At 36.1% G+C, this 21,373-nt stretch carries 35 protein-coding genes; 31 read left to right on the forward strand and 4 right to left on the reverse strand.

Annotated elements, in window-relative coordinates; all coding sequences use genetic code 11:
- Positions 1–172: 172 nt before the first annotated feature.
- The 4 genes from LF887_RS01830 to LF887_RS01845 are packed head-to-tail and all read right to left on the reverse strand — an operon-like array spanning position 173 to position 4,842.
- Positions 173–976, reverse strand: a complete 804-nt coding sequence (locus LF887_RS01830; RefSeq protein ID WP_410680741.1) for a hypothetical protein — start codon at positions 974–976, stop codon at positions 173–175.
- A 5-nt stretch (positions 977–981) separates the two neighbouring features.
- On the reverse strand, positions 982–1,713 hold the full coding sequence (locus LF887_RS01835) for an MIP/aquaporin family protein (protein ID WP_236857129.1): 732 nt from the start codon (positions 1,711–1,713) through the stop codon (positions 982–984).
- Between the two features lie 26 nt (positions 1,714–1,739).
- Positions 1,740–3,236: a glycerol kinase GlpK gene (gene glpK, locus LF887_RS01840; protein WP_236857130.1), complete on the reverse strand. Its 1,497-nt coding sequence runs from the start codon at positions 3,234–3,236 to the stop codon at positions 1,740–1,742.
- A 7-nt stretch (positions 3,237–3,243) separates the two neighbouring features.
- Positions 3,244–4,842: a glycerol-3-phosphate dehydrogenase/oxidase gene (locus LF887_RS01845; protein ID WP_236857131.1), complete on the reverse strand. Its 1,599-nt coding sequence runs from the start codon at positions 4,840–4,842 to the stop codon at positions 3,244–3,246.
- Positions 4,843–4,958: 116 nt separating this feature from the next.
- Here LF887_RS01845 and LF887_RS01850 point away from each other — a divergent pair, with 116 nt between their 5' ends.
- The 31 genes from LF887_RS01850 (at position 4,959) to LF887_RS02000 (ending at position 21,184) form a co-directional block, all read left to right on the forward strand.
- Complete coding sequence (locus tag LF887_RS01850) at positions 4,959–5,723, forward strand: DeoR/GlpR family DNA-binding transcription regulator (RefSeq protein ID WP_236857132.1); 765 nt, start codon at positions 4,959–4,961, stop codon at positions 5,721–5,723.
- A gap of 249 nt (positions 5,724–5,972) precedes the next feature.
- Positions 5,973–6,596 carry a 50S ribosomal protein L3 gene (gene rplC, locus LF887_RS01855; protein WP_236857133.1) on the forward strand — a complete coding sequence of 208 codons (624 nt, stop codon included), beginning with the start codon at positions 5,973–5,975 and terminating at the stop codon, positions 6,594–6,596.
- Positions 6,587–7,216 (forward strand): 50S ribosomal protein L4, encoded by a 630-nt coding sequence (gene rplD, locus LF887_RS01860; RefSeq protein ID WP_236857134.1) that lies wholly within the window; start codon positions 6,587–6,589, stop codon positions 7,214–7,216. The genes rplC and rplD overlap by 10 nt, the downstream gene beginning before the upstream one ends.
- A 3-nt stretch (positions 7,217–7,219) precedes the next feature.
- Positions 7,220–7,510: a 50S ribosomal protein L23 gene (gene rplW / locus LF887_RS01865; protein WP_105702145.1), complete on the forward strand. Its 291-nt coding sequence runs from the start codon at positions 7,220–7,222 to the stop codon at positions 7,508–7,510.
- A gap of 22 nt (positions 7,511–7,532) precedes the next feature.
- On the forward strand, positions 7,533–8,354 hold the full coding sequence (gene rplB / locus LF887_RS01870) for a 50S ribosomal protein L2 (RefSeq protein WP_236857135.1): 822 nt from the start codon (positions 7,533–7,535) through the stop codon (positions 8,352–8,354).
- A 2-nt stretch (positions 8,355–8,356) separates the two neighbouring features.
- Positions 8,357–8,635, forward strand: a complete 279-nt coding sequence (gene rpsS, locus LF887_RS01875; protein WP_034702850.1) for a 30S ribosomal protein S19 — start codon at positions 8,357–8,359, stop codon at positions 8,633–8,635.
- Between the two features lie 2 nt (positions 8,636–8,637).
- On the forward strand, positions 8,638–9,036 hold the full coding sequence (gene rplV, locus LF887_RS01880; protein WP_034702853.1) for a 50S ribosomal protein L22: 399 nt from the start codon (positions 8,638–8,640) through the stop codon (positions 9,034–9,036).
- A gap of 7 nt (positions 9,037–9,043) precedes the next feature.
- Positions 9,044–9,796, forward strand: coding sequence for a 30S ribosomal protein S3 (gene rpsC / locus LF887_RS01885; protein WP_047491426.1), 753 nt, complete (start codon positions 9,044–9,046; stop codon positions 9,794–9,796).
- A 98-nt stretch (positions 9,797–9,894) separates the two neighbouring features.
- Positions 9,895–10,320 carry a 50S ribosomal protein L16 gene (gene rplP / locus LF887_RS01890; protein ID WP_172284535.1) on the forward strand — a complete coding sequence of 142 codons (426 nt, stop codon included), beginning with the start codon at positions 9,895–9,897 and terminating at the stop codon, positions 10,318–10,320.
- A 12-nt stretch (positions 10,321–10,332) separates the two neighbouring features.
- Positions 10,333–10,518: a 50S ribosomal protein L29 gene (rpmC, locus tag LF887_RS01895; RefSeq protein ID WP_027371716.1), complete on the forward strand. Its 186-nt coding sequence runs from the start codon at positions 10,333–10,335 to the stop codon at positions 10,516–10,518.
- 12 nt (positions 10,519–10,530) lie between these two features.
- Positions 10,531–10,785: a 30S ribosomal protein S17 gene (gene rpsQ / locus LF887_RS01900; RefSeq protein ID WP_027387210.1), complete on the forward strand. Its 255-nt coding sequence runs from the start codon at positions 10,531–10,533 to the stop codon at positions 10,783–10,785.
- Positions 10,786–10,787: 2 nt separating this feature from the next.
- Positions 10,788–11,156, forward strand: coding sequence for a 50S ribosomal protein L14 (rplN, locus tag LF887_RS01905; RefSeq protein WP_002983226.1), 369 nt, complete (start codon positions 10,788–10,790; stop codon positions 11,154–11,156).
- A gap of 20 nt (positions 11,157–11,176) precedes the next feature.
- Entirely contained in the window at positions 11,177–11,503 is a 327-nt protein-coding gene (gene rplX / locus LF887_RS01910) for a 50S ribosomal protein L24 (protein WP_236857136.1), read from the forward strand.
- Between the two features lie 13 nt (positions 11,504–11,516).
- The gene (rplE, locus tag LF887_RS01915; protein ID WP_123945195.1) at positions 11,517–12,068 is read left to right on the forward strand and encodes a 50S ribosomal protein L5; all 552 of its coding nucleotides are present in this window, start codon (positions 11,517–11,519) and stop codon (positions 12,066–12,068) included.
- A 3-nt stretch (positions 12,069–12,071) separates the two neighbouring features.
- Positions 12,072–12,341: a 30S ribosomal protein S14 gene (gene rpsN, locus LF887_RS01920; protein WP_076353267.1), complete on the forward strand. Its 270-nt coding sequence runs from the start codon at positions 12,072–12,074 to the stop codon at positions 12,339–12,341.
- Between the two features lie 145 nt (positions 12,342–12,486).
- The gene (rpsH, locus tag LF887_RS01925; RefSeq protein WP_236857137.1) at positions 12,487–12,885 is read left to right on the forward strand and encodes a 30S ribosomal protein S8; all 399 of its coding nucleotides are present in this window, start codon (positions 12,487–12,489) and stop codon (positions 12,883–12,885) included.
- 17 nt (positions 12,886–12,902) lie between these two features.
- On the forward strand, positions 12,903–13,448 hold the full coding sequence (gene rplF, locus LF887_RS01930; RefSeq protein WP_236857138.1) for a 50S ribosomal protein L6: 546 nt from the start codon (positions 12,903–12,905) through the stop codon (positions 13,446–13,448).
- Positions 13,449–13,463: 15 nt separating this feature from the next.
- Positions 13,464–13,817 (forward strand): 50S ribosomal protein L18, encoded by a 354-nt coding sequence (gene rplR / locus LF887_RS01935; protein WP_236857139.1) that lies wholly within the window; start codon positions 13,464–13,466, stop codon positions 13,815–13,817.
- A gap of 19 nt (positions 13,818–13,836) precedes the next feature.
- Positions 13,837–14,358, forward strand: a complete 522-nt coding sequence (rpsE, locus tag LF887_RS01940; RefSeq protein WP_042721505.1) for a 30S ribosomal protein S5 — start codon at positions 13,837–13,839, stop codon at positions 14,356–14,358.
- 10 nt (positions 14,359–14,368) lie between these two features.
- On the forward strand, positions 14,369–14,545 hold the full coding sequence (gene rpmD, locus LF887_RS01945) for a 50S ribosomal protein L30 (protein WP_027371710.1): 177 nt from the start codon (positions 14,369–14,371) through the stop codon (positions 14,543–14,545).
- A gap of 21 nt (positions 14,546–14,566) precedes the next feature.
- On the forward strand, positions 14,567–15,016 hold the full coding sequence (gene rplO / locus LF887_RS01950) for a 50S ribosomal protein L15 (RefSeq protein WP_236857140.1): 450 nt from the start codon (positions 14,567–14,569) through the stop codon (positions 15,014–15,016).
- Between the two features lie 9 nt (positions 15,017–15,025).
- Positions 15,026–16,405 (forward strand): preprotein translocase subunit SecY, encoded by a 1,380-nt coding sequence (secY, locus tag LF887_RS01955; RefSeq protein ID WP_236857141.1) that lies wholly within the window; start codon positions 15,026–15,028, stop codon positions 16,403–16,405.
- 3 nt (positions 16,406–16,408) lie between these two features.
- Entirely contained in the window at positions 16,409–16,624 is a 216-nt protein-coding gene (gene infA, locus LF887_RS01960) for a translation initiation factor IF-1 (RefSeq protein ID WP_002983257.1), read from the forward strand.
- A 62-nt stretch (positions 16,625–16,686) separates the two neighbouring features.
- Complete coding sequence (gene rpmJ, locus LF887_RS01965; protein ID WP_007839480.1) at positions 16,687–16,803, forward strand: 50S ribosomal protein L36; 117 nt, start codon at positions 16,687–16,689, stop codon at positions 16,801–16,803.
- Positions 16,804–16,812: 9 nt separating this feature from the next.
- Positions 16,813–17,190, forward strand: a complete 378-nt coding sequence (gene rpsM / locus LF887_RS01970) for a 30S ribosomal protein S13 (protein ID WP_002983260.1) — start codon at positions 16,813–16,815, stop codon at positions 17,188–17,190.
- Positions 17,191–17,202: 12 nt separating this feature from the next.
- Complete coding sequence (rpsK, locus tag LF887_RS01975) at positions 17,203–17,592, forward strand: 30S ribosomal protein S11 (RefSeq protein ID WP_034702879.1); 390 nt, start codon at positions 17,203–17,205, stop codon at positions 17,590–17,592.
- A gap of 19 nt (positions 17,593–17,611) precedes the next feature.
- Positions 17,612–18,220 carry a 30S ribosomal protein S4 gene (gene rpsD, locus LF887_RS01980; protein ID WP_236857142.1) on the forward strand — a complete coding sequence of 203 codons (609 nt, stop codon included), beginning with the start codon at positions 17,612–17,614 and terminating at the stop codon, positions 18,218–18,220.
- Positions 18,221–18,253: 33 nt separating this feature from the next.
- Positions 18,254–19,249, forward strand: a complete 996-nt coding sequence (locus LF887_RS01985) for a DNA-directed RNA polymerase subunit alpha (protein ID WP_236857143.1) — start codon at positions 18,254–18,256, stop codon at positions 19,247–19,249.
- Between the two features lie 6 nt (positions 19,250–19,255).
- The gene (gene rplQ / locus LF887_RS01990; protein ID WP_236857144.1) at positions 19,256–19,774 is read left to right on the forward strand and encodes a 50S ribosomal protein L17; all 519 of its coding nucleotides are present in this window, start codon (positions 19,256–19,258) and stop codon (positions 19,772–19,774) included.
- 372 nt (positions 19,775–20,146) lie between these two features.
- Entirely contained in the window at positions 20,147–20,356 is a 210-nt protein-coding gene (locus tag LF887_RS01995) for a bacteriocin-like protein (RefSeq protein WP_236857145.1), read from the forward strand.
- 9 nt (positions 20,357–20,365) lie between these two features.
- The gene (locus tag LF887_RS02000) at positions 20,366–21,184 is read left to right on the forward strand and encodes a GLPGLI family protein (protein ID WP_236857146.1); all 819 of its coding nucleotides are present in this window, start codon (positions 20,366–20,368) and stop codon (positions 21,182–21,184) included.
- Positions 21,185–21,373 lie beyond the last annotated feature (189 nt).

Consider the following 21,373-nt stretch of genomic DNA (forward strand, 5'->3'; position numbering starts at 1 on the left):
AAAAACCCGGTTATTTTGTGCCGGAGGCTATTCTTTTAGAAAATGTTAAAGATTTCTAAGTTTAGAATTAATATAATTGGTCATAGGTCGGTAGAATTGTTACGGGCTGCCGGTAGAATAAAGAAAACCACTCCCCAAAGAAGTGGTTTAGTATAATTTAGTTAAAGTTATATTAAAAAACGGTAGCTGCTAATTGAATTCTTGCGTACTTGTTAGAAGGATTCCACATCGCCATCATGGAAACGGGAAGACTATAATGCTCGGTGATTTTAACCACTTTTCCTGCTTTTACTCCAACATTCACTATGTCAAAGCTATTTTTACCATTTCCATACAGAAACGTACTGTCATTAAGTGTAAATCCTGCTCCTACAAAAGCATCCAGGTTCACTTTCTGGCCCTTGATGACAGGGTAGCTGGCCTGTATGTAAGTAGAATATTTGTTCTTTTTATAGCTTCCATCTGGTTCCAGAACCACTTCTCCGGCATTAGCTCCTCCGTAAAGCATAATATCAGCTTCAATATTGATGGGGAACGAAGGACCAAACGTATAATTAGTTCTTAGATCGATAATATGAGCAGTTCTTCTTTGGGAATAGCTGAAGATGTCATCTGCCGCTATTGCCGTATTGATGTTCCTTGAATTATAAAGATCCCATAATCCTATATAAAGTCGTCCGTCAGAATACTGAACATAATAATTGATCTCCTTATAATGGGTGTTGTCTTTATCATCTGCTAAGGCAGAAGCGCCCCAGATACCAATCTTCCATTTCTTTTCCGCATCTAAAGCATAGGACAAGTTTCCCATCACAACAGGTTTATCCGTAATGATAAGTCCTCTCCATATATGGTTGTTCTGAATGTTGGCGGTAAAGTCCAGCCTTCCCTCTTTGGCATCAGTGTTTTCCTGTGAAAACAATCTTCCTGTACCCAGAGTGAGAAGGAAGATTCCGTGTAAGATTTTTTTCATCATGGCTTTTACTTTAAAAATCCATATAAAACAGCGGCAATAATAGCTCCCGTAACAGGGCCTACTACGGGAATCCATGCGTATCCCCAATCGCTGCTGCCTTTTACAGGAAGAATAGCATGCATAATTCTTGGGGCTAAATCTCTGGCAGGGTTGATAGCGTATCCTGTAGTTCCCCCTAGAGATAATCCTATTGCCCATACCACAAACGTTACAGGTATGGCTCCTATAGAGCCAAGTCCTACTTTAGCTGTAGGATCTGCCTCTAAAGAAATACTTGGATTGGCAAAATAAAATATACTGAATACAAGTACAAACGTTCCTATGATCTCACTTATAAGATTAGATGATGTTCTCCTGATAGCTGGAGTTGTGCTGAAACAGGCCAGTTTTGCGCCTTCATCTTCCGTGATGGCGAAATGGTCTTTATGAAACAGCCAGACCAGAAAAGCTCCCAGCATTCCTCCAATCATTTGTGCGGCAATATAAGTAGGAACCAGATCCCATGAGAACTTTCCTGCTACAGCGAGGCCTATTGTCACAGCAGGGTTCAGATGTGCTCCACTTATTGGTCCTGCCACGGTGACCCCTACAAATACTGCCAGTGCCCAGGCTGTAGTAATAACAATCCATCCGGAATTATTTCCTTTAGTATCTTTTAAGACAACATTAGCTACAACGCCGTTGCCCAATAATATAAGAAGCATCGTTCCGATTACTTCTGCGATAAATGGAGTCATATATGTATTTTTTAAGGTGAGGGCGATTAATCTTCTATCCAGCTTTGAGCGCTTTTTACAGCTTTCTTCCAGAAGTGGGTCATTTTATCCACTTGCTCTCTTTCCAATTGAGGATGAAAGTCTTTGTCTACAATCCATTGAGCCTGTATTTCATCTATGCTTTTCCAGTATCCTACTGCAAGGCCTGCCAGGTAAGCTGCTCCAAGTGCTGTGGTTTCCAGGGTTTTTGGTCTCGTTATTTTAAAACCAAATAAGTCAGATTGTATCTGCATCAGCAGATCACTTGCCGAAGCACCTCCATCTACTCTCAGTTCAAAGCTTTCTCTTCCTGAATCTGCCTCCATTGCTTTTACAATTTCATAGACCTGGAATGCGATTCCTTCTAATGTTGCTCTTGCGATATGGCCATCTGTTGTACCACGGGTAATTCCTACGATTGTTCCACGGGCATACTGGTCCCAATAAGGGGCACCAAGCCCTGTAAGAGCAGGTACAAAATAAACCCCACCATTATCTTTTACCGTAGAAGCCAGTTTATTTACCTCTTCAGAAGAATGAATAAGTTTAAGCCCGTCCCGCAACCACTGAATGGCTGCTCCGCCTACAAAAACGCTGCCTTCCAGCGCATAGTTGACCTCTCCATTTATTTTCCAGGCAACGGTTGTAAGAAGATTATTTTTTGAGGAAACAGCTTCTGTTCCTGTATTCATTAATAAGAAACATCCTGTTCCATATGTATTTTTTACCATTCCGGGGGTTGTACACATCTGCCCGAATAAGGCTGCCTGCTGATCTCCTGCAATTCCTGCAATCGGAATTTTTGTGGAAAATAGAGTAGTGGCAGTTTCTCCATATATTTCGCTGCTCTGTTTTACGGCAGGAAGGATAGACCTTGGGATATTAAATAACTCTAGTAAGTCATTGTCCCATTCCAGGGTGTGAATGTTGAGAAGCATAGTTCTGCTCGCATTGGATACATCTGTGATAAACATTTTCCCACGGGTCAGTTTCCAGACCAGCCAGGTATCAACAGTGCCGAAGCATAGTTTTCCTGCTTCTGCTTTCTCTCTGGCTCCCTCTACATTGTCAAGAATCCATTTCAGCTTGGTTGCAGAAAAATAAGCATCCAGTACAAGCCCCGTTTTTTGATGAATGACCTCGGCGTGTCCCTGATCTTTTAGTTCATCGCAGTATTTTGAAGTTCTGCGGTCCTGCCATACAATAGCATTATAAATAGGTTCCCCTGTTTCTTTGTCCCAGACAACAGTAGTCTCCCGTTGATTGGTAATACCGATTGCAGCAACTTCCAGTCCGGAGATGCCTGCTTTGGCTATAATTTCTGCCGCTACGGAGATCTGTGATGACCAGATTTCATTCGGATCATGTTCTACCCAGCCCGGGGTAGGGAATATTTGTCTGAAATCTTTCTGAGATACATATTTTATTTCTCCGCTGTGGTTGAATAAGATCGCTCGTGAGGAAGTCGTTCCTTGGTCTAAAGCGAGAATTAATTGTTCATTCATAAAGCGATTAATTGAGGTTGATTACTTTAGGTGAATAAGGTGTTAATAAATATCCTTTTGCCAATTCTATGAATTCATTTTCCTGCTGCTGTGCCCATTCTTCAGAATATCCTTTTTCTTCAGCAATGATTCTTGCTACATTGTGAGCGCTGTCAATAGCTGCTCTTGCATCTAAAAACAACAGACGTACTCTTCTTGCCAGAATGTCTTCAATGGTTTCTGCCATCTCACTTCTTAAAGCCCATACCACTTCTGCAACTGTGAAATCATGATCAGGGTGAATTTTTTGAGCATATCGCGGATTGCTGTTTTGTAAAGTTTTTATTTCAGGAATGTCAGACCCGTAAACATATAAATGATTGGATCTGTCTACTTGTTCGGGCTTTACATTTCCATGGATAGAAAGGTGTTCTGTTTTGGAAGATGTATTTCCAAGTCTGTGAACTTTCATTGCTTCGTCCACTGTATCTTCAGCCATTTTACGGTAAGTCGTCCATTTACCGCCAATAATGGAAACTAATCCTGTTTCAGAAGTAATGACTTTGTGGCTTCTGGAAACTTCCTTCGTACTTTTACTTCCGTCTTTTGGAGCAGCAAGCGGGCGAAGTCCTGCAAAAACTGATTTTACATCCTCACGAGTCGGTTTTTTAGATAAATATTGTCTTGCTGTATTTAAAACGAAATTGATCTCTTCTTCTAAAGCGCGCGGTTCGAAACTTTCATCCTTTAAAAGGGTATCCGTAGTTCCTACTAAAGCTCTGTCATGCCATGGAACAACAAAAAGAACTCTTCCGTCTGACGTTTTTGGAATCATAATGGCGTCGTCACTTTTAAGGAACGATTTATCCAGTACTAAATGGATTCCCTGACTTGGAACAACTAATTTACCATGTTTGGGATTATTCATATTGAGAATATCATTGGTAAATACCCCTGTTGCATTGATGACCACTTTAGCATGAATCTGATATTGTTGTTTCGAAAACTGGTCTTCTGCTACAACGCCAATCACTTTGTCGGAGCTATCTTTTAAAAGGTTGATCACTTTTACATAATTGACTGCACTTCCTCCTTTTTCAATGATCGTCTGGGTTAGATTGATCGCAAGTCTGGCGTCATCAAACTGTCCGTCCTGATAAACAACACCACTCATTAAATGGTTTTGTTCAATAGTAGGAAGTTTTTCAACGGTTTTTGATTTGCTGATGTATCTCGTTTTGCCCAAACTGAGTTTTCCGGCAAGGAAATCATAAACGGACAATCCTATTTTATAATAGATCCCGCCCCACCAGGTATAATTAGGAATAATAAAAGATTGATTTTTTACGATATGCGCTGCATTTTTCGCCAGCAGTCCTCTTTCTTTAAGAGCTTCCTTTACCAATCCTACATCTCCCTGTGCTAAATATCTTACTCCACCATGTACCAATTTGGTACTTCTGCTGGATGTTGCTTTCGCAAAGTCATGAGATTCAAGCAATAAAGTTTTGAATCCTCTGCTTACTGCGTCTAGTGCCGAACCTAAACCACTGGCTCCTCCTCCTATGACAATAAAGTCCCATTCCTTTACATCGGTTAATTTACTGAGTTCTTCGTTTCGTTTCATAAATGTTTCGTTTATGTTTCGTTTTCAAATATATAAATTAAAAATGAAAGCAAAAAGAAAATAAATGAAATTTTAAGATCTAAAAAAAAAGAGGTAATTTTGAGGAAACGAATAAAATGGAAAAGCTAATACCAAGGCATGATGAAATATTGAAAGAGCTTGATGAGAAGGGGCATGTGCTTGTTCAGGATCTGTGCGAAAAACTCAATGTTTCTTCAGTTACGATTCGAAAGGATTTGAACTATCTTGAAAGCTTAGGGCTTCTTTTTAGAAATCATGGCGGAGCAAGCAAGCAAGTACGTTATGCTTATGAAAAAAATGTGGTAGAGAAAGAAAATATAAATGTAGAGGCTAAGCAGGCTATTGCAAAAGCTGCTCTTCCGTTGATTCAGGAAAATGACTGTATTATACTGGCGTCCGGTACTACAATGCATTATCTTGCACGGATGCTGGTGAATTTTGGTCCGCTTACCGTACTGACCTCTTCTCTGAGGGTTGCTATTGAACTTTGTAATAATCCTAACATTAATATTATACAGTTAGGCGGAGAAGTTAGAAAAAGCTCTACTTCGATAGTAGGGTCCATTTCGGAAGGCATTATTAAGCAGTTTTCATGTAATAAACTCTTTCTGGGAGTAGATGGTATTGATCTTGAATTTGGAATCAGTACTTCTAACGCTGCAGAGGCACATCTTAATCAGGTGATGATTGATTGTGCAGATCAGACGGTGATCCTTGCTGATTCTTCCAAGCTTAATAAAAAAGGATTTGGTAAAATAGCAGGTCTTGATCAGATAGACTACCTGATTACAGATAATGGTATTTCTTTTGAGGATCAGGCTAAGCTGGAAGAAATTGGAGTTAATGTAATTGCAAAATAATACCCTCATCTTAATTTCTTTTTTAAAAACAAAATAAATGCTGGAGAAATGTGCTCTGAGTTTTTTCAAAATTATCTAATCAATTAAAAATCAAAATATTTTACTTAAAATATTTGTCAGTTATAAAATTATTCATAAATTTGCACTCTCATTTTAGGAGCGTAGTATGCCTATATCAAAAGTAGAAATTACTTCAGACTTCCGGAAAGTGGGAAAAAATAGAGGATAAATTTTATTATAATATAAACAATGTCAGGTATTATTGGTAAAAAAATCGGTATGACATCTTTGTTTAACGAAGAAGGGAAAAACATTCCTTGTACAGTTATTCAAGCAGGTCCATGCTCGATTTTACAGGTCAGAACCTTAGAAAAAGACGGTTATACAGCTGTTCAATTAGGTTTCGATGACAAGAGTGAGAAGAACGTTGGTAAAGCGTTAGCTGGCCATTTTAAAAAGGCTGGTTCTGCTCCTAAAGCTAAATTAGTAGAATTCCATGATGGATTCTCAGATGCTAAAGTAGGAGAAGAAGTAAAAGTTGATCTATTCATCGAAGGTGAATATGTTGACGTAACAGGAACTTCAAAAGGTAAAGGCTTCCAGGGTGTTGTTAAAAGACACGGATTTGGAGGTGTAATGCAGGCAACTCATGGTCAGCACAACAGACTTAGAGCTCCAGGTTCTATCGGTGCTGGTTCAGACCCTTCAAGAGTATTCAAAGGGATGAGAATGGCTGGAAGAATGGGAGGTGAGCAGGTAACTGTTCAAAACCTTCAAGTGTTAAAAGTTGATCAAGAACAAAATCTTTTAGTAGTAAAAGGTGCTGTTCCGGGAGCTAAAAATTCTTATGTAATTATCAGAAAATGGAACTAGTAGTATTAAATACATCAGGAAAGGAGACCGGAAGAAAAGTAACTCTAGACGAAACAGTATTCGGAATTGAGCCAAATCAGCACGCGGTTTACTTAGAAGTTAAACAGTATCTTGCTGCACAAAGACAGGGTACTCATAAAGCAAAAGAAAGAAGCGAAATTACTGCTTCTACTAAAAAGCTTAAGAAGCAAAAAGGATCAGGATCTGCTAGATATGGTGATATCAAATCTCCAACTTTCAGAGGTGGAGGTAGAGTATTCGGACCAAAACCAAGAGACTACAGATTCAAATTGAACAAAGCTCTTAAGAGATTAGCTAAAAAATCTGTTTTATCTCAGAAAATGAGAGACAACAGCATTAAAGTTTTAGAAGATTTGAGCTTTGGTGCTCCTAAGACTAAAGATTTCATCAATGTATTAAACGCATTGGAACTTAGCGGTAAGAAATCTTTATTCGTTCTTCCTGAAGCTAACAAGAATGTGTATTTATCTTCAAGAAACTTACCTAAAACTAAAGTAATGAACTTCAACGAGATCAGTTCTTACGATTTAGTAAATGCAGGTGAAATTATTTTCTTCGAAGGTGCAGTTGAAAAATTCCAGGAAAATTTAAAGAAATAAGTCATGTCTATTATTATTAAACCAGTTATTTCAGAAAAGGCTAATTACCTTACAGATTTAAGAGGTTCTTATTCTTTCTTAGTTGAACCTAAGGCGAATAAAATCCAGATTAAAAAAGCTGTTGAAGCAGCTTACGGTGTAAAAGTAGCAGACGTTAACACAATGATTTATGCTCCGAAGGTTTCTTCAAAGTACACTAAAAAAGGTCTTCAAGTAGGAAAGACAAACAAATTGAAAAAGGCGGTAATCAAGCTTGTTGAAGGTGAAGTTATCGATATTTTTGCTGTAAATTAATTATTAATTATAAATAATAGTAATGTCTGTTAGAAAATTAAAACCTATCACCCCGGGACAGAGATTCAGAATTGTTAACAATTTTGAAGAAATTACTACCAACAAACCAGAGAAATCTCTAACAGTTGGTATTAGTAAGTCAGGTGGACGTAACCAAACTGGTAAAATGACCATGCGTTACACCGGAGGTGGACACAAAAAGAAATACAGAATTATTGACTTCAAAAGAAACAAAGAAAACGTTGAAGCCACTGTAAAATCTGTAGAATACGATCCAAACAGAACTGCATTTATCGCTTTATTAGAGTATGCTGACGGAGAGAAGAGATATATCATCGCTCCAAACGGTATCAAAGTTGATCAGAAAGTGATTTCTGGAGAAAGCGTAGAACCAAATGTAGGGAACGCAATGAAGTTGAAAAACATTCCATTAGGTACTGTTATTTCTTGTGTTGAAATGAAGCCTGGTCAAGGTGCTATTTTAGCAAGAAGTGCTGGTTCTTCAGCTCAATTGACTTCTAGAGATGGTAAATATGCAATCATCAAATTGCCTTCAGGAGAATCAAGAATGATCCTTACTGAATGTTATGCAATGATTGGATCTGTTTCCAACTCAGATCATCAGTTAACTGTATCAGGTAAGGCTGGTAGAAGCAGATGGTTAGGTAGAAGACCAAGAACTAGAGCGGTTGTAATGAACCCAGTAGATCACCCAATGGGAGGTGGTGAAGGACGTTCTTCAGGAGGTCACCCAAGATCTAGAAACGGTATGCCTGCTAAAGGTTACAAAACCAGAAAGAAAAATAAAGCGTCTAACCGTCATATCATATCTAAACGTAAATAATTATGGCAAGATCACTTAAAAAAGGACCATTCATTCATCATACTTTAGATAAGAAGGTTCAGACAAACATAGAGTCTGGTAAGAAGACAGTTATTAAAACTTGGTCTAGAGCATCTATGATCTCTCCAGACTTCGTAGGACAAACTATTGCTGTACACAACGGGAAATCATTTATCCCTGTATATGTTACAGAAAACATGGTTGGTCACAAGTTAGGCGAATTTTCTCCAACAAGATCTTTCAGAGGTCATGGTGGTAATAAAAACAAAGGAAGTAGATAATCATGGGATCAAGAAAAAGAGAAAGTGCATTAGCACGTAAATTAACAAATCAAGATGTAGTAAAAGCATTACATAACGATTGCCCGTCTTCTCCAAGAAAGATGAGATTAGTAGCTGATATCATCAGAGGGGTAGAAGTAGACAAAGCTTTATACATCCTTAAATATTCTAAAAAAGACGCTTCTAACAAATTAGAGAAAGTCCTACTTTCAGCTATGGCCAACTGGCAAGCTAAAAACGAAGGCGCTGATATTGAAGAAGCTAATCTTATCGTTAAAGAAATTTTTGTAGATAGTGCAAGACAATTGAAGAGACTAAGACCAGCTCCACAAGGTAGAGGGTATAGAATCAGAAAAAGATCAAACCACATTACATTAATCTTAGGTAATAAAGAAAATTAATCAAGGTATGGGACAGAAGACAAATCCAATTGGTAATAGATTAGGTATCATCAGAGGATGGGATTCTAACTGGTTTGGTGGAAACGATTATGGAGACAGAATCGCTGAAGACTACAAAATCAGAAGATACCTTGAGGCTAGATTATCTAAAGGTGGTATTTCAAAAATTTATATTGAAAGAACACTAAAATTAGTAACAGTTACAATTACTACTGCTAGACCGGGACTTATCATCGGTAAAGGAGGTCAGGAAGTTGATAAATTGAAAGAAGAATTGAAGAAACTTACTGGTAAGGATATTCAAATCAACATCTTTGAAATCAAAAGACCTGAATTAGACGCTGTACTAGTTGCTGATAGTATTTCTAAGCAAATTGAAAACAGAATTTCTTACAGAAGAGCTGTTAAAATGGCAATGGCAAGTACTATGAGAATGGGTGCTGAAGGTATTAAAGTTCAGATCTCAGGAAGATTGAACGGTGCTGAAATGGCAAGAAGCGAATCTTTCAAAGACGGAAGAATTCCATTGTCAACTTTCAGAGCTGATATCGATTATCACTGGGCTGAAGCTCACACTACTTATGGTAGACTAGGTGTTAAAGTTTGGATTATGAAAGGTGAAGTTTATGGTAAAAGAGAACTTTCCCCACTAGTAGGACAACAGAAAAAAGGAGGTCAGTCAGGAGATAGAAACAGAGGAGGAGACAGAGACAACAGAAGACCTAGAAAAAATAATAACAATAATAACAATAATAATTAAAAATTTTAGATTAGACATTTTGAATTTTAAATTACCGTTACTTTTTTAAAATAAAAAAAATCTAAAATCTAAAATCTAAAATCTAAAATTTAGAAATTATGTTACAACCAAAAAGAACCAAATTCCGTAGAGTTCATAAGATGAAGATGAAGGGGATTGCTCAAAGAGGTAATCAACTTGCTTACGGAACTTTCGGGATTAAAGCGACGGAAGGCGCTTGGATCACAGCTAGACAAATTGAAGCGGCTCGTATCGCGGCAACAAGATATATGAAGAGAGAAGGTCAGCTATGGATCAAAATATTCCCAGATAAGCCAATTACAAAGAAACCAGCCGAAGTAAGGATGGGTAAAGGTAAGGGTGCTGTTGAATATTGGGTAGCTGTAGTAAAACCAGGTAAAATTATGTTCGAAGTTGGAGGTGTACCTTACGAAATCGCTAAGGAAGCTTTAAGACTTGCAGCACAAAAATTACCAGTAGTTACTAAATTCGTCGTTGCTAACGATTTTGTTAAACCTCTATAATCTTTGAATACAATGAAAAATGCTGATATTAAAAATTTAAGCGCGGGAGATATTCAAGCTCAATTAACTGAAGCAAAAGCTCAATATTCTAAATTGAAATTAGCTCATGCAATCAGCCCAATTGAAAACCCGATTCAAATCAAAGATTTGAGAAGAACAATCGCAAGACTAAACACTGAGTTAACTAACAAACAATAATTTCATTTTACAATGGATAGAAATTTAAGAAAAGAAAGAATCGGAGTGGTTTCCAGCAATAAAATGGAAAAAACTATTGTTGTTAGTGAAACTACAAGAGTAAAGCACCCGATGTACGGTAAATTCGTTTTGAAGACGAAGAAATATACTGCACACGACGAGAACAACGAATGCACAGAAGGTGATACAGTTCTTATCCAAGAAACTAGACCTATGAGCAAGAGCAAGAGATGGAGATTAGTAAGAATCATTGAAAAAGCTAAGTAATAATGTTACAAACAGAATCAAGATTAAAAGTTGCTGATAACACAGGTGCTAAAGAAGTACTAGTTATCAGAGTTCTGGGAGGAACCAGAAGAAGATATGCTTCAGTTGGTGATAAAATCGTTGTTACTATCAAGGATTCTACACCATCAGGAAATGCAAAAAAAGGTCAGGTATCTAAAGCTGTAGTAGTAAGAACTAAAAAAGCAGTAAGAAGAAAAGATGGTTCATACATCAAATTCGACGATAATGCTTGTGTATTACTAAATGCAGCAGGAGAAATGAGAGGAACACGTGTTTTCGGACCGGTTGCTCGTGAGTTGAGAGACAAAGAATATATGAAAATCATTTCATTAGCTCCTGAAGTACTTTAATTTTTAAAATTTTTAAAGAAATGTCAAAGTTAAAAATAAAAAGAGGAGATAACGTAATCATTACTACTGGTAAGAAAGATATCAAAGGTAAAACTGGTGAAGTTATTGAAGTGATCAAGAAAGAAGGAAAAGACCCTAGAGTAATCGTTGCAGGACTTAATATCGTTAAAAAACACGTTAAGCCTTCAGCTGCAAATCCTCAAGGAGGAATTACAGAAAAGGAAGCTTCTATTCATATCTCAAACGTAGCTTTAGTTGGTAAAGACGGAAAAGCTATCAAAATCGGTTACAAAATCGAAGGAGATACGAAAGTAAGAATCAACAAAAAAACGGGTGAAACTTTATAATTTGAATTAACACATGGAATTTATAGCAAGACCCAAAAAAGTATATAAAGAGCAAATTGTTCCTGCAATGATGGAAGAATTTGGGTACAAGTCAGTTATGCAGGTACCTAGATTAGAAAAAATCGTTGTATCACAAGGTTTAGGTGACGCTACTGCTGATAAGAAAATTATCGATTATGCTGTAGAAGAACTTACAAACATCACAGGTCAGAAAGCAGTTGGTACAATCTCTAAGAAAGATGAGGCTGCATTCAAACTTAGAAAAGGAATGCCTGTAGGTGCGAAAGTAACTTTGAGAGCTCACAGAATGTATGAGTTCTTAGACAGACTTACTTCTTCTGCTTTACCACGTATCAGAGACTTCTCTGGTATCAAAGCAGATGGTTTCGATGGTAGAGGTAACTACAACTTAGGTATTACTGAGCAAATTATCTTCCCTGAAATCGTAATCGACAAAGTGAAAAAAATCCAAGGGATGGACATTACTTTTGTTACTACTGCGAAGACAGATAAAGAAGCTAAAGCATTATTAACTCACTTCGGTTTACCATTTAAAAAGAACTAAGAAATGGCTAAAGAATCAATGAAAGCGCGTGAGCGCAAAAGAGAAGCACTAGTTGCTAAATACGCTGACAAAAGAAAAGCTTTAAAAGAAGCTGGTGATTATGAAGGACTTCAGAAATTACCTAAAAATGCTTCTCCTGTAAGATTACACAACAGATGTAAACTGACAGGTAGACCAAGAGGATATATGAGAACGTTCGGACTTTCCAGAGTAACTTTCAGAGAAATGGCAAACAACGGTCTTATCCCAGGTGTAAGAAAAGCTAGTTGGTAATAATTACTAATTAAAATCGAGACAATTAAGTTGTCAAGATACTAAAGAATATAAATATCAGACCGAAGTTTTCTGAAGTCTGATATTTTTCTCTTCAAGTCTTTTCAATACTGATTGTCTTTAACCAATAATTTATAAAAGAAAAATGGTAACAGATCCAATTTCAGATTTCCTAACAAGAGTAAGGAACGCACAAAGCGCAGGCCACAAAGTGGTGGAAATTCCTGCATCGAAAATCAAAAAGGAGATTACTAAGATCTTATTTGATCAAGGGTATATCTTAAACTTTAAGTTTGAAGATAGCGCTGTTCAAGGAGTGATCAAAATCGCTTTAAAGTACGATAAGCAAACTAACAAACCTGCTATCAAGTCTATTCAAAGAGCTTCTAGACCAGGTTTGAGACAGTACAAAGGTTCTACTGAACTTCCAAGAGTACTAAACGGTTTGGGTATTTCTATCATCTCTACTTCTAAAGGAGTAATGACTGACAAGAAAGCTAGAGAAGAGAAAGTAGGCGGTGAAGTAATCTGCTATGTTTATTAATTTTTAATCAGAGGAAAATGTCAAGAATTGGTAAAGCAATTATAACAATTCCAGCTGGAATTACAGTCACTGAAAATAACGGTGTTGTAACAGTAAAAGGAGCTAAAGGAGAACTTTCTCAGGAGCTTACAGCAGGAATTACTTTAGAACAAAAAGATGGCGAGCTTAATGTAAACAGACCATCTGATTCTAAGCAACACAAAGCGCTTCACGGTTTATACAGAGCGTTGATCGCCAACATGATCGTAGGTGTATCAGAAGGTTTCGAAAAGAAACTAGAACTAGTAGGGGTAGGATATAGAGCTTCTCACACAGGTCAAAAACTTGAGTTAGCTTTAGGATTCTCTCACGGTATCGTATTAGAACTTCCAATTGAAGTAAAAATTGATACATTGACTGAAAAAGGTAAAAACCCAATTATTACTTTAGCGTCTCACGACAAGCAACTTCTAGGAATGGTTACTGCAAAGATCCGTTCTTTCAGAAAGCCTGAGCCATACAAAGGAAAAGGTGTAAGATTCGTAGGAGAAATTGTTAGACGTAAAGCTGGTAAATCTGCTTAATAAATTATAAGTATTATGGCATTAAGTAAATTAGAAAAAAGAATAAGAATCAAAAGAAGAGTAAGAGGGAAAATCTCTGGTTCTTCTGAATTGCCAAGATTATCTGTATATAAAAGTAATAAGGAAATTTACGCTCAGTTAATCGATGATAAAAATGGTAAAACTTTAGTAGCAGCTTCTTCTAGAGAGAAAGGTGTAGACGCTAAAGGTACTAAGACTGAAATTTCTGCTGCAGTTGGTAAAGCTATTGCTGCTAAAGCTATCGCTGCAGGAATCGAAAGTATTGTATTTGACAGAAACGGTTTCGTATATCACGGTAGAGTGAAAGCTCTAGCTGATGGTGCGAGAGAAGGTGGACTTAAATTCTAATCATTAAATTTCGGAAAATATGTTAGGACTAGATAATATAGAAAGAGTAAAACCGGGAGGATTAGAATTAAAAGATCGTCTCGTAGCTGTTAACAGAGTAACAAAAGTAACTAAAGGAGGTAGAGCTTTCGGATTTTCTGCTATTGTTGTAGTAGGTAACGAAGAAGGTGTTATCGGTTTTGGTTTAGGAAAATCTAAAGAGGTTGCTTCTGCAATTGCTAAAGCAGTTGAAGACGCTAAGAAAAACCTTGTGAAAGTTCCTGTAATGAACCATACTATTCCTCACCAAACTACTGCTAGATACGGTGGTGCAGATATCTTCTTAAGACCTGCTTCTCACGGTACAGGACTTATCGCAGGTGGTGCGGTAAGAGCGGTATTAGAATCTGCTGGTATTCACGATATCCTTTCAAAATCTAAAGGATCTTCTAACCCTCACAACGTGGTGAAAGCTACTTTCAAAGCGTTATTAGACATCAGAAGACCTGAAGAAATCGCAAGAATGAGAGGAGTTTCTCTAAGTAAAGTGTTTAACGGTTAATATATAAACAATGGCAACAATTAAAGTAAAGCAAGTAAGAAGCGCTATTGGTAGAACAAAAACCCAAAAGAGAACGCTTGAAGCATTAGGATTAAAAAAACTTCACCAAGTTGTAGAACATGAAGCGACTCCTTCTATCTTAGGAATGATCGCTGCAGTAGGTCACTTACTTGAAGTTCAAAAATAATTTTATAAAAGAGAATTTAAAATGAATTTAAACAATATACAACCAGCTGCAGGTTCTACATTCAATTCAAAAAGAATTGGTAGAGGACAAGGTACTGGAAAAGGAGGTACTTCAACAAAAGGACACAAAGGTCAGAAAGCTAGAGCTGGTTATTCTCAGAAAATCGGTTTCGAAGGTGGACAGATGCCTTTACAAAGAAGATTACCTAAATTCGGATTCAAAAACGTAAACAGAAAAGAGTTTAGAGGAGTTAACCTTGATACTATCCAAACTTTAATCGAGAACAAATCCATCACTGGAGAAATCACGAAAGAAGTATTAGTAGCAAACGGAGTAGTTTCTAAAAACGAATTAGTGAAAATTATGGGTAGAGGAGAATTGAAATCTGCGATTTCAATCTCTGCTGACAAGTTCACTAAGTCTGCTGAAGAGCTTATTGCTAAGGCAGGTGGAAAAGCAATTACCTTATAATACTTACTAATGAAAGAATTTATACAAACACTTAAAAATATATGGAGCCTAAAGGAGTTGAGAGATAAAATTCTCTTTACGTTAGGTATTATCCTTGTGTATAGATTCGCATCTTATATCTCACTTCCCGCAATTAACCTTGCAGAAGTGGGAGATCTCTTAGAGCATTATAAAAATCAAGGCGGTAACAAGCAAGGAGCAGGTCTCCTTGGCTTGCTTTCGTCGTTTACGGGGGGGGCTTTCAGCCACGCTTCCGTAATGGCGTTGGGTATCATGCCTTATATTTCTGCTTCTATTATTGTTCAGTTGATGGGAATGGCTATTCCTTATCTTCAGAAGCTTCAGAAAGATGGAGAGTCAGGTAGAAATACATTGAACCAAATTACAAGATGGTTAACAATCGGAGTTTGTCTGGTACAGGCACCTTCTTATTTAACTTCTATTACTCAATTATTCTTACCGTATGCTCAATTCCAATCTGCATATTTTGTAGAGCCAAATTCTATTATGTTCTGGCTGCCAAGTATTGTTATCTTGGTGGGTGGATCAGTATTCGCAATGTGGTTAGGTGAAAAGATTACCGACAAGGGAATCGGAAATGGTATTTCCATTCTTATTATGGTAGGTATTCTTTCAAGATTGCCTGAAGCATTCGTACAGGAGATGGCCGTGCAGAACGGAAAAGGAGGAATGGGATCTATTATGATCCTTATTGAAGTATTATTCTGGATGGTGGTAGTTCTTTTAGCAGTGATTCTATCAGTTGCTGTTAGAAAAATACCAATCCAGTATGTAAGCAGAGCTCAAGCAAGAGGAGGTGTAAACAGAAATCTTATGCAGGGAGCGAGACAATGGATTCCATTGAAAGTAAATGCTGCTGGTGTAATGCCGATTATCTTTGCGCAGGCACTGATGTTCGTACCAGGACTATTAACAAAATTCGATGAGTCTAACACTTTTCTTGCAGGTTTCAAGAATGTTTTTAGCTGGCAGTACAATGTATTGTTTGCGCTATTAATTATTATCTTCTCATTTTTCTATACTGCGATTACAATTCCGGTTAACCAGATGGCTGATGATTTAAAGAGGAATGGTGGGTTAGTACCAAAAGTAAGACCCGGAAAAGAGACCGCTGATTATTTAGATGATATTTTATCAAAAATTACCTTGCCAGGTGCAATTTTTTTATCTATCTTTGCAGTCCTTCCAGCAATTGTGCATGGAAGCTTTGTTCAGACAGATGCGTTTGCCCTATTTTTCGGGGGAACGTCACTATTAATTATGGTGGGTGTAATTTTAGATACAGTTCAACAGATTAATACATATCTGCTGAACCATCATTATGATGGCTTAATGCAGTCTAAATTATCAAGAACGACTGGATATTAATTTATGGCAAAACAAAAACATATTGAACAAGATGGCGTGATCGTGGAAGCACTTTCAAACGCCATGTTCCGTGTAGAGCTTGAAAATGGGCATATACTTATTGCTCATATCTCAGGCAAAATGAGAATGCATTATATTAAACTTTTACCTGGTGATAAGGTAAAACTAGAAATGTCTCCCTATGATTTAACGAAAGGGAGGATCACATTTAGATATTAAAACAATTAGCCAAATGGAATATGCATTCCATTTGGCATTTGTAAAAAATAAATACTATCAAAATGAAAGTAAGAGCATCAATTAAAAAAAGAAGCGCTGATTGCAAAATCGTACGCAGAAAAGGTGTACTATTCGTAATCAACAAGAAGAACCCAAAATTTAAACAAAGACAAGGCTAACATTAAATTATGGCGAGAATTGCAGGTATTGATTTACCAAAAAACAAAAGAGGTGTTATCGGTTTAACTTACATCTATGGAGTAGGAAGAAGTACTTCTTCTGAAATCCTTAAAGCTGCCGGTATCAGCGAAGACAAGAAAGTCAACGAATGGAATGACGATGAATTGGCTGCAATCAGAACATATATCTCTGAAAACGTAAAAGTAGAAGGAGAATTGAGATCTGAAGTGCAATTGAACATCAAGAGATTGATGGACATAGGATGCCAACGAGGAATACGTCACAGACTAGGATTACCTTTAAGAGGCCAGAGAACGAAAAACAACTCTAGAACCCGAAAAGGAAAGAGAAAAACTGTTGCTAACAAGAAAAAGGCAAGTAAATAATCGTTAGGAATTATGGCAAAACAAAGTAAAGTAGTTAAAAAAAGAAAAGTAAAAGTTGAGGCTATTGGTGAAGCACATATTCAAGCTTCTTTCAATAACATCATCATTTCTTTAACAAATAAAAGCGGAGAAGTTATCTCTTGGGCATCTGCCGGTAAAATGGGTTTCAGAGGTTCTAAAAAGAATACTCCATTTGCTGCTCAAATGGCAGCTGAAAATTGCTCTAATGTTGCTCATGAAGCTGGATTAAGAAGAGTAAAGGTGTACGTGAAAGGTCCTGGTGCTGGTAGAGAATCTGCAATCAGAACAATTCACAATTCAGGTATTGAAGTTAGCGAAATCATTGACGTGACTCCTATGCCACACAATGGATGTAGACCACCAAAAAGAAGAAGAGTTTAATTTTTAGAATTTACCCATTATGGCAAGATATATTGGACCTAAAACTAAGATTGCTAGAAAGTTTGGTGCTGCAATCTACGGAGATGATAAGAACTTCGAAAAGAGAAAAAACCAACCGCCAGGACAACATGGTCCTAACAAAAGAAGAGGTGCTAAAAAATCAGAATATGCAGTTCAGTTAGCAGAAAAACAAAAAGCTAAATATACTTACGGTATTTTAGAAAGACAGTTCGCTAACTTATTTGAAAAAGCACACAGAAGTAAAGGTGTAACAGGGGAAGTTCTATTACAACTTTGTGAATCAAGATTGGATAACGTAGTATACAGATTAGGTTTTGCTAAAACTAGATCTGGTGCTAGACAATTAGTTTCTCACAGACACATCACTGTGAACGGAGAGATTCTTAATATCCCTTCTTACTTGGTAAAAGCTGGTGATGTGATCACTGTAAGAGAAAAGTCTAAGTCTCTTGAGGTTGTTACCGATGCATTGGCTTCTAAGTCAAACTATGAGTGGTTACAATTCAACGATGAGAAGAAAGAAGGTACTTTCATTTCTGCTCCTGAGAGAATCCAAATTCCGGAGGACATCAAGGAGAACCTTATCGTCGAACTTTACTCTAAATAATTTTTTAATCAAATTTTTGCTCAACCCAATAATATGGCAATTTTACAATTCATAAAACCCGATAAAGTAATTTTACTTAACTCTGATGAATTTAAAGGTCAATTCGAATTCAGACCTTTAGAACCAGGTTTCGGGCTTACAATCGGTAATGCTTTGAGAAGAGTGTTGCTTTCTTCTCTGGAAGGATACGCTATTTCATCTATCAAAATAGAAGGTGTAGAGCACGAATTTTCAACTATTCCAGGAGTAATCGAAGACGTTACCGAAATTATTCTTAACCTTAAGCAGGTTAGAGTAAAAGCTTCAGCAGAAGGCCAGGCTAATGAGCAGGTTGTTGCTAAAGTTTCAGGTCAAACGATTATTACTGCTGGTGATTTAGGAAAATCGATCAACGGATTCGAGGTCTTAAACCCGGATTTAGTGATTTGTAACCTAAATAGTGATGTAACTTTCGAAATTACTTTCAATATTGAAAAAGGTAGAGGGTATGTTCCTTCTGAACAAAATAAGTCAAACAATGCTCCTGTAGGGACTATTGCTATCGACTCTATTTTTACGCCGATTAAGAAAGTACAATACAGCATTGAAAATTATCGTGTAGAGCAAAAAACAGACTACGAAAAACTTGTATTAGATATAGAAACTGATGGTTCCATCAGTCCTCAAAATGCTTTGACAGAAGCTTCTAAGATATTAATTTATCACTTCATGTTGTTCTCTGATGAGAGAATAACTCTTGAAACGGAAGCTGTAAAAGCATCTATCCAATATGATGAAGAAACTCTTCATACAAGACAACTACTTAAGTCTAAATTAGCAGATATGGATCTTTCTGTAAGAGCCCTTAACTGTCTTAAAGCTGCTGAAGTAGAAACTCTTGGAGAATTAGTTTCTTACAGTAAGTCTGATTTGATGAAATTCAGAAATTTTGGTAAAAAATCTTTGACAGAACTAGAAGAATTAGTGCATTCAAAAGGTCTTAACTTCGGTTTCGACGTTGCAAAATATAAGTTAGACGCTGATAAATAATTAATAATGAGACACGGTAAAAAATTCAATCACTTAGGAAGAACAGCTTCTCACAGAAGTGCTTTACTTTCTAATATGGCTTGTTCTCTAATTGAGCATAAAAGAATCAACACTACTGTAGCTAAAGCTAAAGCTTTAAGAGTATATGTTGAGCCTCTATTAACAAAAGCAAAAGAAGATACTACACATAACAGAAGAGTAGTATTCTCTTACCTTCAAAATAAATTTGCGGTTGCTGAATTATTCAGAACTGTAGCTCCTAAAATCGCTGAAAGAAACGGTGGTTATACAAGAATCATTAAGACAGGTTTCAGACCAGGTGATGCTGCTGATATGGCTCTTATCGAATTGGTAGATTTCAACGAGCTTTACAACCCTAATGCTGAAGAGAAGAAGACTACAAGAAGAAGTAGAAGATCTACAACTGCTAAAAAAGCTGAAGCTGTAGTAGCTGACGCTCCTGTAGTAGAAGAGAAAGTAGAAGAAGCTAAAGCTGATACTACTGAAGAAAAAACTGAAGAATAATATTCATTCAGATATCAATAGAAAACCATCCGGACTCCGGATGGTTTTTTTGTTTTGTATTTAATTTAAAACCGGTACGTATATAGGATCACTTTTCAATTCCTCATTATGGTTGTTGCTGTAATTGTATTTTTTGGAGGGATTATAATGTAAGTTTAGCACTTTTATGTTAGTCTTTAAATTTTATTGATTAATATATTTCTATTTATTACGATATGTTATTGATATATTAAATTCATTTTAATTAAAACGTTGTTTAAAGTATTGATTACGTAATTTTTCCAAATTTAATTTGGAAATAATAAGTTTTTATTTTAGTTTTAATAAACACTTTTCAGCAAGAAAAGCAAAAACAAATTAAATTTGTTATTTATGAAAAATCTAAAAAAACTTTCGAGAAACGAGTTGAAAACTTTAAATGGATTTGGATCAATCAATCCTTTTTTTTCTGAAGATCCAGGTGAAGCCGAGGGATGTAAGCAATGCGTATCGTGTTCTAATAGACAAGGAAGTCAGTCTTGTTATACAGATCCAAAAGGAGATTGTGGAAAAGCATTGAGTATGGCGCAATCATTATGTTAGTATCTGTTTATGCATAAATATTTCATTTTTTTCATTTTTTTTATTCAATATTCTTATTCTCAAAACTATAGAGTGATTTATGATTTTACTTATAAACCAGACTCATTGAAAAAAGATAGTGATAATCTTGAAATGGTACTTGATGTACAGAAAGATTATACTAAGTTTTATTATAGAAAATTAATTAAATTAGATTCCTTGGTAAGAAGTGGAAGTATTATTTCTTATACTTTTCCTATACAGCAGATAATAAAAAGAAAAACAAGCTCTTTTAAGAATGAAAATTTTGTGAATGTAGCAGGTATATATTATAATTATCCTTCTATAGATGATATTAAATGGAAAATACTACCTCAGACAAAACTCTCAGACAATTATAAATTACAAAAAGCCGAGGCTATTTGGGGTGGACGAAAATGGATTGCATGGTTTTCTCTTGAAATGCCCGTTTCAGAAGGGCCGTATAAATTTAAAGGATTGCCGGGATTAATATTTGAAGTAAAAGACTCCAATGATAATTTTAATTATAAATTAGTTTCTATTAATAAAATTTTATCAGACTATGATACGTCTAATATTGTTGAGTCCAATCTTGGAGTGAAACCTGTATCGATTACATTAAAACAATATCAGAAATTATTAATTGATAACTATAATAATCCATTCGGTGAATATTATACGATGAAAGAAGGAACTTGGGGATTAACTATATTTGATAAACATATTAATAGTTTAGAAGGGTTAAAAAGTATTAAAAAAGATTACCAGCTTCAGATTATAAATAATTATAATCCCATAGAATTGGATAAGGCTGTTAAGTATCAATAAGAATTAGATTTCAAAATTATTTCTTAACTCTATATTGGTTTGTCAATATAATTTTAACTTCTGCCCCAAAATGGTGAATTTTAAAAATGTTTGACTTATTTGGAGTATACTATAAAGGCGGATTTTTAATATTAGTAAAATTCTTTTTTTTAACTGAAGAATAATATTCTATTCATTCAGATATATAAT

The sequence above is a fragment of the Chryseobacterium sp. MEBOG06 genome (genome assembly GCF_021869765.1).
GTDB lineage: Bacteria > Bacteroidota > Bacteroidia > Flavobacteriales > Weeksellaceae > Chryseobacterium.

Bases quoted from the DNA above. Each gene is read 5' to 3' on its own strand.
- LF887_RS01830 (WP_410680741.1), bottom strand. From the start codon at position 976: ATGATGAAAAAAATCTTACACGGAATCTTCCTTCTCACTCTGGGTACA.
- LF887_RS01835 (WP_236857129.1), bottom strand. From the start codon at position 1,713: ATGACTCCATTTATCGCAGAAGTAATCGGAACGATGCTTCTTATATTA.
- glpK (WP_236857130.1), bottom strand. From the start codon at position 3,236: ATGAATGAACAATTAATTCTCGCTTTAGACCAAGGAACGACTTCCTCA.
- LF887_RS01845 (WP_236857131.1), bottom strand. From the start codon at position 4,842: ATGAAACGAAACGAAGAACTCAGTAAATTAACCGATGTAAAGGAATGG.
- LF887_RS01850 (WP_236857132.1), top strand. From the start codon at position 4,959: ATGGAAAAGCTAATACCAAGGCATGATGAAATATTGAAAGAGCTTGAT.
- rplC (WP_236857133.1), top strand. From the start codon at position 5,973: ATGTCAGGTATTATTGGTAAAAAAATCGGTATGACATCTTTGTTTAAC.
- rplD (WP_236857134.1), top strand. From the start codon at position 6,587: ATGGAACTAGTAGTATTAAATACATCAGGAAAGGAGACCGGAAGAAAA.
- rplW (WP_105702145.1), top strand. From the start codon at position 7,220: ATGTCTATTATTATTAAACCAGTTATTTCAGAAAAGGCTAATTACCTT.
- rplB (WP_236857135.1), top strand. From the start codon at position 7,533: ATGTCTGTTAGAAAATTAAAACCTATCACCCCGGGACAGAGATTCAGA.
- rpsS (WP_034702850.1), top strand. From the start codon at position 8,357: ATGGCAAGATCACTTAAAAAAGGACCATTCATTCATCATACTTTAGAT.
- rplV (WP_034702853.1), top strand. From the start codon at position 8,638: ATGGGATCAAGAAAAAGAGAAAGTGCATTAGCACGTAAATTAACAAAT.
- rpsC (WP_047491426.1), top strand. From the start codon at position 9,044: ATGGGACAGAAGACAAATCCAATTGGTAATAGATTAGGTATCATCAGA.
- rplP (WP_172284535.1), top strand. From the start codon at position 9,895: ATGTTACAACCAAAAAGAACCAAATTCCGTAGAGTTCATAAGATGAAG.
- rpmC (WP_027371716.1), top strand. From the start codon at position 10,333: ATGAAAAATGCTGATATTAAAAATTTAAGCGCGGGAGATATTCAAGCT.
- rpsQ (WP_027387210.1), top strand. From the start codon at position 10,531: ATGGATAGAAATTTAAGAAAAGAAAGAATCGGAGTGGTTTCCAGCAAT.
- rplN (WP_002983226.1), top strand. From the start codon at position 10,788: ATGTTACAAACAGAATCAAGATTAAAAGTTGCTGATAACACAGGTGCT.
- rplX (WP_236857136.1), top strand. From the start codon at position 11,177: ATGTCAAAGTTAAAAATAAAAAGAGGAGATAACGTAATCATTACTACT.
- rplE (WP_123945195.1), top strand. From the start codon at position 11,517: ATGGAATTTATAGCAAGACCCAAAAAAGTATATAAAGAGCAAATTGTT.
- rpsN (WP_076353267.1), top strand. From the start codon at position 12,072: ATGGCTAAAGAATCAATGAAAGCGCGTGAGCGCAAAAGAGAAGCACTA.
- rpsH (WP_236857137.1), top strand. From the start codon at position 12,487: ATGGTAACAGATCCAATTTCAGATTTCCTAACAAGAGTAAGGAACGCA.
- rplF (WP_236857138.1), top strand. From the start codon at position 12,903: ATGTCAAGAATTGGTAAAGCAATTATAACAATTCCAGCTGGAATTACA.
- rplR (WP_236857139.1), top strand. From the start codon at position 13,464: ATGGCATTAAGTAAATTAGAAAAAAGAATAAGAATCAAAAGAAGAGTA.
- rpsE (WP_042721505.1), top strand. From the start codon at position 13,837: ATGTTAGGACTAGATAATATAGAAAGAGTAAAACCGGGAGGATTAGAA.
- rpmD (WP_027371710.1), top strand. From the start codon at position 14,369: ATGGCAACAATTAAAGTAAAGCAAGTAAGAAGCGCTATTGGTAGAACA.
- rplO (WP_236857140.1), top strand. From the start codon at position 14,567: ATGAATTTAAACAATATACAACCAGCTGCAGGTTCTACATTCAATTCA.
- secY (WP_236857141.1), top strand. From the start codon at position 15,026: ATGAAAGAATTTATACAAACACTTAAAAATATATGGAGCCTAAAGGAG.
- infA (WP_002983257.1), top strand. From the start codon at position 16,409: ATGGCAAAACAAAAACATATTGAACAAGATGGCGTGATCGTGGAAGCA.
- rpmJ (WP_007839480.1), top strand. From the start codon at position 16,687: ATGAAAGTAAGAGCATCAATTAAAAAAAGAAGCGCTGATTGCAAAATC.
- rpsM (WP_002983260.1), top strand. From the start codon at position 16,813: ATGGCGAGAATTGCAGGTATTGATTTACCAAAAAACAAAAGAGGTGTT.
- rpsK (WP_034702879.1), top strand. From the start codon at position 17,203: ATGGCAAAACAAAGTAAAGTAGTTAAAAAAAGAAAAGTAAAAGTTGAG.
- rpsD (WP_236857142.1), top strand. From the start codon at position 17,612: ATGGCAAGATATATTGGACCTAAAACTAAGATTGCTAGAAAGTTTGGT.
- LF887_RS01985 (WP_236857143.1), top strand. From the start codon at position 18,254: ATGGCAATTTTACAATTCATAAAACCCGATAAAGTAATTTTACTTAAC.
- rplQ (WP_236857144.1), top strand. From the start codon at position 19,256: ATGAGACACGGTAAAAAATTCAATCACTTAGGAAGAACAGCTTCTCAC.
- LF887_RS01995 (WP_236857145.1), top strand. From the start codon at position 20,147: ATGAAAAATCTAAAAAAACTTTCGAGAAACGAGTTGAAAACTTTAAAT.
- LF887_RS02000 (WP_236857146.1), top strand. From the start codon at position 20,366: ATGCATAAATATTTCATTTTTTTCATTTTTTTTATTCAATATTCTTAT.